At 56.6% G+C, this 4,589-nt stretch carries 4 protein-coding genes; 3 read left to right on the top strand and 1 reads right to left on the bottom strand.

Annotation, left to right across the window (positions count from 1 at the left end; translation table 11 throughout):
- From ACI3UA_RS01045 to ACI3UA_RS01035, 3 genes are all read left to right on the top strand, one after another.
- The coding region (locus ACI3UA_RS01045; RefSeq protein WP_439722980.1) for a S16 family serine protease at nucleotides 1–702 on the top strand (702 nt) is incomplete at its 5' end.
- Nucleotides 703–723: 21 nt separating this feature from the next.
- Nucleotides 724–2,052 (top strand): replicative DNA helicase, encoded by a 1,329-nt coding sequence (dnaB, locus tag ACI3UA_RS01040; protein WP_439722981.1) that lies wholly within the window; start codon nucleotides 724–726, stop codon nucleotides 2,050–2,052.
- A 217-nt stretch (nucleotides 2,053–2,269) separates the two neighbouring features.
- Nucleotides 2,270–3,952: a phospho-sugar mutase gene (locus tag ACI3UA_RS01035; RefSeq protein WP_439722979.1), complete on the top strand. Its 1,683-nt coding sequence runs from the start codon at nucleotides 2,270–2,272 to the stop codon at nucleotides 3,950–3,952.
- A 132-nt stretch (nucleotides 3,953–4,084) separates the two neighbouring features.
- Here ACI3UA_RS01035 and ACI3UA_RS01030 read toward each other — a convergent pair whose 3' ends face one another.
- Nucleotides 4,085–4,531, bottom strand: coding sequence for an RrF2 family transcriptional regulator (locus ACI3UA_RS01030; protein WP_439722978.1), 447 nt, complete (start codon nucleotides 4,529–4,531; stop codon nucleotides 4,085–4,087).
- Nucleotides 4,532–4,589 lie beyond the last annotated feature (58 nt).

Below are 4,589 nucleotides of genomic sequence, written 5' to 3'. Positions count from 1 at the left end.
ACCACTGCCGATACTAATAACGATGCCGGTGCTGACGATGGCGTTGATGCTGATGCTGACGTTAATGGCACAGGTGACACCTGCGGCGTGGTTATTGAGCGGGCCGACATCTACAAGGTGGCACAGGTCAGCCGCCTCAGCCCATACGTCACCAAAAAAGCCTCCGACAAATGCGAGGTTGGCCACATCTTCGGCCTGGGGGTAGCAGGCTTCCTTGGCTCCGTCATCGAAATAGAGGCCGTGGCCTTTGAGGCCCGCGAAAAGGGCAAGGGCACGGTCCGCTTCAACGAAACCGCCGGTTCCATGGCCAAGGACTCCGTATTCAACGCGGCTTCCGTGGTGCGCATGGTGACGGGCAAGGACATACATGACTACGATCTGCACATCAACGTCATCGGCGGCGGCAACATCGACGGCCCCAGCGCCGGCACTGCCATCCTCACCGCCATTATTTCCGCCATCACAGGCCGTCCTATCCGGCAGGACACTGCCGTTACAGGAGAGATTTCCCTGCAGGGCAGGGTGCGCCCTGTGGGCGGCGTCTTTGAAAAGGCCTACGGCGCAAAACAGGCAGGCATCAGCCGCCTGATTATTCCGGCGGAAAACACCAAGGACATACCACAGCACCATCTGGGACTGGAAATTTTCCCTGTAAGCACGGCAACGGAAGCCCTTGAGCTTCTGCTGGCAAAGGAGGAATAGCAGGTGCCAACCAAGGATGACATAATGAAGATGGTTCCCCCTAACAACATCGAGGCGGAGCAGGCCGTCCTCGGCTCCATGATGATGAAGAAGTCCGCTGTGGCAGACGCGGCAGAACTCTTGAAGCGCAGCGATTTTTATCGTGATGCCCACGGCATCGTCTTTGAAACCATGCTGAAGCTGTCCAACGACAACATACCGGTGGATATCGTCACCCTGTCGGAACAGCTGGACAAGGAAAACCTGCTGGAAAAAGTTGGCGGCCCTGCCTTTATCGCAGGACTTGCCAACGCCGTTCCCTCCGCCTCCAACGTGGCCTACTACGCCAATATTGTCAGGGAAAAGGCCGACCTCCGGAACCTCATCAATGCCGCCAGCGATATTACCGCCATGGCCTACGATGGGGAGGAGGACGTGCCGACCATTCTGGACAGGGCGGAAAAGCGGATTATGGACGCTTCCTCCCGGCACATGTCCGGAGATTTTACGCCCATCAACCAGATTGTTATCGAAAGCATTGACAAGATAAACACCGTCTATGAATCAAAGGGCGGCCTGACGGGCATTCCTACGGAATTCACGGATCTGGACAAGCTGACCTCCGGCCTGCAGCCCTCTGATTTGATACTGGTAGCCGCCCGTCCGAGTATGGGCAAGACCGCCTTTACCCTGAATATTGCCTCCAATGTGGCCATCAGGGAAAAAAAGTCCGTGGCCTTCTTCTCTCTGGAAATGTCAAAGACCCAGCTCATGCAGCGCATGCTCTGCTCCGAGGCCAGCCTGGACTCCCAGAAGGTGCGCATCGGCGATATTCCGGACGAGGACTGGGGCAAGCTGATGATGGTAGCTGAAATCATCGGCAAGGCGCCCCTCTACATTGACGATACGGCCGGAATCCAGGTCAACGAGCTGCGGTCAAAGGCGCGGCGGCTGAAATCCCAGCACGGCCTTGACCTTATCATCATCGACTACCTGCAGCTCATGCAGGGAAGCGGCAAGGGAAACAGCGACAACCGCCAGGCGGAAATCGCCGAAATCTCCCGCTCGCTGAAATCCCTGGCCAGGGAGCTGAACGTGCCGATTATCGCCCTGTCACAGCTGAGCCGCGGCGTGGAATCGCGCCAGATAAAGCGGCCGATGCTCAGCGACCTGCGCGAATCAGGCTCACTGGAGCAGGATGCCGATATCGTCATGTTCCTGTACCGCGAGGATTATTACGAGCCGGAAACCGTCAACAAGAACATCACCGAGGTAATCGTAGCCAAGCACCGCAACGGCCCGGTGGACACGGTGAAGCTCTACTTCCAGAAATCCTACACGCGCTTTGACAATCTCTCAAAAATGCAATAAAAAAGTCCTGTTTTTTTGCAACATTTTTTTGCAGAAAAGCAGGATTTTTTCTATTTAGTGCGAATTATAACCATATATAGGCCGTTTGCAAGCTGATTCAAAAACTGATGCATAAGCGATGCACGAGCAGGCTCACGGGCCGCTTATGAAGGAGCTTATGAGCTGACCGGCAGATAAGGCTGCAATCCATTTATTACATCCATGGGAGGTATATACGATGTACAATGAAGAATACAAGCGCTGGCTGGCGGCAGACCTGGCGGATGCCGACCTCAGCCCGGAGCTAAGGCGCATTGAGGGCAACGACGAGGAAATCAAGGACCGCTTTGCCGTTTCGCTGAAATTCGGTACGGCAGGCCTGCGCGGCGTGCTGGGCGCCGGCACCAACCGCATGAACATCTACGTGGTAGCACAGGCTACCCAGGGACTGGCCAACTGGGTAAAGACCCAGGGCGGCACCCAGACCGTAGCCATCAGCTACGACACCCGCCTCAAGAGCGACGTCTTCTCCAAGACCGCCGCAGGGGTGCTGGCCGCCAACGGCATCAAGGTGCGCATCTACGATGCCGCCATGCCGGTGCCTGCCCTTTCCTTTGCCACCAGATACTACAACTGCAACGCCGGCATCATGGTGACGGCTTCCCACAACCCTGCCAAGTACAACGGCTACAAGGCCTACGGCCCTGACGGCTGCCAGATGCCTGACCAGGCGGCTGACATCGTCTATGATGAAATCCAGAAGATTGATGTGCTGACCGGCGCCCGGCAGGTTTCCTTTGCCCGGGGCGTAGAGGACGGCCTTATCCGCTTCGTAGGCGATGACTGCAAGAAGGCCTTCTACGAGGCCATCGAGTCCCGCCAGGTGCGTCCGGGACTGGCCAGAACCTCCGGCCTGAAGCTGGTTTACAGCCCGCTGAACGGCTCCGGCCTGGTGCCTGTCACCCAGGTATTGAAGGACATCGGCATTACCGATATCACCATTGTGCCTGAGCAGGAGTACCCTAACGGCTACTTCACCACCTGCAGCTACCCGAATCCTGAGATTTATGCCGCGCTGGAATCCGGCCTGAAGCTGGCACAGGAATGCGATGCTGACCTGATGCTGGCCACCGACCCTGACGCTGACCGGGTGGGCATTGCCATGAAGTGCCCTGACGGCTCCTATGAGCTGGTATCCGGCAACGAGATGGGCGTACTGCTGCTGGACTACATCTGCGCAGGCCGCATTGAGAAGGGCACCATGCCGGAGAACCCTGTGGCTGTAATGTCACTGGTATCCACCCCGCTGGCCAAGGCCGTGGCGGAGCATTACGGCGTGGAGCTGCGCAGCGTGCTCACCGGCTTCAAGTGGATTGGCGACCAGATTCTCGGCCTTGAGAAAAAGGGCGAGGAAGAGCGCTTTATCTTCGGCTTTGAGGAAAGCTACGGCTATCTGGCCGGCACCTATGTCCGCGACAAGGATGCCGTTGTGGCTTCCATGCTGATTTGCGAGATGGCCGCCTACTATCGCGCCACCGGCTCCAGCATCAAACAGCGCCTGGAGGAAATCTACACCCAGTACGGCCGCTACCTGAACAAGATTGACAGCTTCGAGTTCCCTGGCCTTACCGGCATGGACAAGATGGCCGGCATCATGACGGAGCTCCGGAGCAATCCGCCTGCCGCCATCGGCAAGTACAAGGTGACAAAGGCTGTTGACTTCAAGAAGTCCGAGGAAACCGGCCTGCCGCCTGCCAACGTACTGCTCTACGAGCTGGAGGGCGGTGCTACCGCTATCGTGCGTCCGTCCGGCACCGAGCCGAAAATCAAGACCTACTTCACCACGTTAGGCAAGGATCTGGCTGAGGCACAGGCGCAGAAGGATGAGCTGGCCGCCGCCTTGAAGCCGCTGTTCTCCTGACAGAACGCCGGACAAACCAAAAACGGCTCACTCCTGCATGTGCAGAGGCAGGGCTGTACCGCACATCTGCACATGCAATAACGCATATACAAAAAGACCGGGGCTTTCATGCCTCCGGTCTTTTTTGTACTGTCAGATAAAATACATCAGCTGGTCAGGTGAGCTGTTCTTCTCAATATTCAGCAGGATATCCTCCAGATTTACTTCTGCCAGTGAGGCCCTGATGGCATCATCCAGCCTGTCAAATACCAGCTCCTGCAGGGCATTTTCCAGCTTTGGCTGGGTATCCGCCACCGTCTTGTCCGCCGGTTCCATCATGGAAGTTTCTATGGAAGCCAGAATATCATAGGCCGTAATATCCTTCGGAGCGCGGGAAAGCTGATAGCCGCCCTGGGAGCCCTTGAGTGACAGCACAAGTCCGCCGCGCTTCAATAGCGCAAAGACCTGCTCCAGATAAATCTTGGAAATCCCCATCTTCTCGGAGATGCTGATGATGGTAATCGGGCTGCCACCGCTATAATTCAGGGCCAGATGCGCCATGGCCGCCAGCCCGTACCTTCCCTTCGCCGAAATACGCATATATAACCAATCCTTTCAACATAAATTCTGCTTCCTATATAATACCAAAAAACGCCTA

It is taken from the genome of Anaerovibrio sp. (assembly GCF_051866355.1).
Classification (GTDB): Bacteria; Bacillota; Negativicutes; order Selenomonadales; family Selenomonadaceae; genus Anaerovibrio.
This window is presented reverse-complemented; position numbering and strand designations above follow the sequence as displayed.